The organism is Novipirellula sp. (genome assembly GCF_041583735.1).
Classification (GTDB): domain Bacteria; phylum Planctomycetota; class Planctomycetia; order Pirellulales; family Pirellulaceae; genus Novipirellula.
Genome location: NZ_JBFHFD010000715.1, coordinates 1 through 4,252 on the forward strand (window position 1 = coordinate 1; position 4,252 = coordinate 4,252).

General features: G+C 55.4%; 3 protein-coding genes. 1 reads left to right on the forward strand and 2 read right to left on the reverse strand.

The window, feature by feature from the left end; all coding sequences use genetic code 11:
• Together ABX962_RS31500 and ABX962_RS31505 are read right to left on the reverse strand one after the other, a co-directional pair.
• Positions 1 to 789: sulfatase-like hydrolase/transferase (locus tag ABX962_RS31500; RefSeq protein WP_372725542.1), on the reverse strand; the 789-nt coding region annotated here is incomplete at its 3' end.
• 226 nt (positions 790 to 1,015) lie between these two features.
• A complete protein-coding gene (locus ABX962_RS31505; protein ID WP_372725544.1) occupies positions 1,016 to 2,566 on the reverse strand; it encodes an arylsulfatase in 1,551 nt (516 codons plus the stop codon).
• A 270-nt stretch (positions 2,567 to 2,836) separates the two neighbouring features.
• On the opposite strand from ABX962_RS31505, the gene ABX962_RS31510 reads away from it, so the two are divergent.
• Positions 2,837 to 4,222 carry an IS4 family transposase gene (locus ABX962_RS31510; RefSeq protein ID WP_372725545.1) on the forward strand — a complete coding sequence of 462 codons (1,386 nt, stop codon included), beginning with the start codon at positions 2,837 to 2,839 and terminating at the stop codon, positions 4,220 to 4,222.
• The last annotated feature ends 30 nt before the right edge of the window (positions 4,223 to 4,252 follow it).

Below are 4,252 nucleotides of genomic sequence, written 5' to 3' on the forward strand. Positions count from 1 at the left end.
CGCCATGACGCCGCCGTGGTCGGAGTTGTAGATGATGATCGTGTCGTCGTAGAGACCATCCTTCTTCAGTTCATCGAGCGCATCTTTGACTTTGCGGTCCATGTTCTCAACCGCATCGGCGTACTTCGCATAGTTCTTGCGGATGACGGGCAGATCGGGGTGGTAGGAAAACAGCTTCATCTTTGCCGGATCGTTCTTGGTGTTTTCAACGTCTCCGTGGGCGCGACTTTCGTGGCTGTCCGTAAAATTGACGACGGCAAAAAACGGCTGTCCCGGTTTCCGATGTTTCCAACCGTACTGTGACATTCCCTTGCCGCCCTTGAAATCCCAGCAGTCTTTGTCTTCCCGACCGCCGATGTTGTAATCCGTCTTGCCGGGATTGGAGGTGTGGTAACCGGCCTGGCGTAACAGGTCGGGATAGTACTTGATCTTGTCATGTGGGATTTCATTTCGGCTGCGCATCGGCTGGGTTCCGTTGGAGATCGCGTACATGCCGGTGATCCAGCAGGATCGCGTCGGAGCACAGACCGCGGCGTTGTCAAAACAATGCGTGTACCGAAAACCTTCTTTGGCCAGTTGGTCGATCGCCGGCGTTTGGGCGTTGGTGCCACCGTAGCAACTGACCCATGAGATGCCGTTGTCTTCGCTGGTGATCCAGAGAATGTTGGGGCGTTCATCGGCCGCATCGACGGCGCCGGTGCCGACGACCGCCAGCAAGCAGGCGATCACGATGGCCCAGGGTGATGCGGGGGAGAAGTGTTTTTGCGGTGCAAAGGGTATGGAAGACAAGGCGGGGTTCCTGTGTGGGGGAAAGCATCTCGGTGGACGGTCACGATGCGAACCGCATTGTCACCGAAGCCCAATCGGCCGTCAACAAAACCCGGATGATCCCTCGTGAAGGCACCCCGTGTGTTCTGAAAAAGGGTCAGGAGCCTTTTTGGCAGGTTGGGGTGTCTTGCTTTGCCCAGTCTAACTTTACTGCTCCTGACCCCTTTTCAAATCCTCACACTCGGGTTCATCGGCTGCCGTTGCTTCTGCCATCGCGCAGATATTTTTTGAGCAAGGCATGCATCTCTTTGACCATCCGGGGATGGTGGTGAGAGATGTCAGTGGTCTCTTCGATGTCTTGGCTCAGGTCATGAAGCACGAACGAGACAGGGAAGGCGTCGTCGACGACTTGCGCGATGGTTTTCGGCCCGTTGACCGTCAGCTTGAACGCACCCTTACGGATGGCAAACGTACCATCGCTGGAATTGTGCACGATCGCCTCGTGAAACGACCTGGGGCTCGCTTCTTGCGTCAGCGCCTTGAAGAAGCTTTGGCCGTCTTCGGCGGTGTGGTTGTCCAGTTTGACGTTCAGCATCTCCGCAAGGGTTGGGAGGACATCATTGAAGAGGATTGTTGTGGGGCAACTTCTGCCCGGTTTGATCTTCTCTGGCCAGCGGACGAAGAACGGCACGCGGTGTCCACCCTCCTGCAGGCCGGCCTTCCAGCCGTTGAATGGCCCATTGCTGTCGTGCCCATAAACGGCGGTATCACCCCTGACCCATCTGGCACGATACCCCTGGGTTCGATTGACCGGCCCATTGTCGCTGGTGAAGATGACGATCGTGTTCTTTTCGATTCCGAGTTCGGCAATTCTGCGCAGAATCGCGCCGACATGGTGGTCGAGTTCGACGACGAAATCCCCGTACGCTCCGGCGCGGCTGGTCCCGACGAATTCCCGGTTAGGAACGATCGGGTTGTGCGGCGTTGTCATCGCGTAGTAGAGGAAGAACGGCTGTCCGGGCCGTGTGCGGGCGGCCGTCTCGACGAATTCGCATGCCTTTTTCGAGAGGGTTGGGACGAGGCGGTCCATCGTGTGGCCTTCGGCAATGATGTTGTCGTCCCGGCCGTACCACTGACCGTACTTGTCCTTGGCTTCCCGCGAGGAGAGGGTGGGGACGGCCGTGACCCGGTTGTTCTCGATGAAGGTCGAAGGGTTCATTTCCGCCGATCCGGAGGTGGCGAAGGCGTAGTCGAATCCGTACTCCATCGGCCCTTTCAAGACGGGTGAGGCGAAGTCGATGTTTCGAAAATCCTGGTAGTTGGGATGTACCCGAATGACCTCCCGCGCGCTTTCATCGCGCAGCTTCCAATCGATACCCTGGTGCCACTTGCCGACCAATCCGGTGAAGTATCCCGCCTCCCGAAGCAGATCCGCGAGCGTCTTTCGGCCCGGCTCGATCAGGGTGCCCGCAAAATTGGCGAGGTTGCCGCCCGACCCCAGCCGGGTGCGCCACATGTACCGGCCGGTCAACAGGCCGTAGCGGGAGGGGACACAGTAGGATCCCGATGAATGGGCGTCTGTGAAAACAAGGCTTTCTCTTGCCAGCGAGTCCAGGTTGGGCGTGGGGATCCTGCTGTCGCGGTTAAGGAAGGCGACATCGCCATATCCCATGTCATCAGCCAAAATGATCAGGATGTTAGGCCGAAGCGTCTCACTCGGCGCGGCCGAAACGTCTTTCTGTGCGGCGATCGGCGCCAGCACCGACCAGCAGGCCAAGACGAAGAATGTCCTGTGCATGGTGTTCTCCTAAGTGTGTTGAAAAAGGGTCAGGAGCCTTTTTGGCAGGTTGGGGTGTCTTGCCTTGCCCAGTCTAACTTTACTGCTCCTGACCCGAATGGCACGGGCATTTTGGCAAACGCCTGCCGGTAGTCGACTCAGGCCTCTGCTAGCACTGTATGTAGTGCAAGCAAATGCCAATCGCGATTTCCATGCCGATGAAGCTTGATTTAATGACAAATCCCCGTTGGAATCGAGGTGCCTATACCACTCTCCCAACGAGGATTCATCATGAATGATCAGTCTAGCGACTCTGCATTTACCGTGCAAAGCAAAATCGACCGAGCTTCGTCATTGGTGATTGACCTGCTTCTACCACATGCCAAAGTCCATGAGATTTGCGCCGAGATTGGACATAAATTCAACGACAGCCCATACACTCCGATGGTGGTGGTGTGGATGTTCATCTCGCAAGTTCTTTCCCAAAACCACAACTGCCAGCAGGCCGTCACGAGACTCAACACATGGCGTATTGTCCAAGGGTTGAAACGCGTAAGCAGTGAAACGACCTCGTATTGCAAGGCAAGGCTCAAACTGCCTCACGCGTTGTTTGCCAAGCTATTGGAGTGGACGTCGCAATCTTGTGAAGACGCGAGCAATGAGTGTTGGTTGTTTCATGGCCGTATCGTTGAAATGGTTGATGGATGGACTGTCACGATGGCTGACACCGCAAAGAACCAAGCGGAGTATCCGCAGCCTAAAAGTCAGAAGCCCGGATGTGGCTTCCCGATGGCACGCATGATTGGTCTCTTTTCGTTGGCGACAGGCGCGGTGAACTCCCTCGCGGTGGCACAGTACGCGGGCAAGCAAACGGGAGAGACTTCATTACTTCGAGGGATCATACACCGTATTTCACCGGGCAATATCCTGTTGGCCGATCGGTACTACGCGAGTTTTTGGTTCCTCGCACTGAGCAAAACTCACGGAATCGATCTCGTTGCTCGGGCACATCATCTTCGCAAGATTGACTTTCGCAAAGGTCTTAAACTTGGCTATCTTGATCAACTGGTGGCCTACCACAAACCCGCTCGACCATCGTGGATGAGCCAGGAGGAGTACGATGCGATTCCTGCGATCATTCTCGTCCGCCACTTGAAGTACAAGGTAAAGCAAAAAGGATTTCGCACGCGAGAGATCACGTTGGCGACAACGCTTCTTGACGCCAACTTGTACATGGCGGAAGAGCTCGCTGATCTGTATCGAAAACGGTGGCAAGTTGAGTTGCATATTCGCAGCTTGAAAACTCAGATGCAAATGGATCATTTGCGTTGTAAAAGTCCGGCAATGGTCCGCAAAGAAATCCACTGCCACATGATCGGATACAACTTAGTTCGAGCGGCGATGCTTGCCTCGGCTTTACGGTTCAACCTGCTGCCGAGTCAGATTAGTTTCACCGGCACAATGGAAGCGATCGAAGAGTTTGCTGCAAGCTTGCGCGACCAAACCAGCCATCGAACGGCTCTATGGAAGAACCTACTCATTACGATCTCAGAAATCACAGTTGGGGACCGACCTGGGCGTCAAGAAAAACGCGAACTTAAACGCAGGATGAAAAACTACAAGCTGATGAAAACGCCACGCGACCCGAACCGAAACCGTTACGCCACAGCGGCTTAGGCCAAATGCCCGTGCCATTCGGGTCAGGCC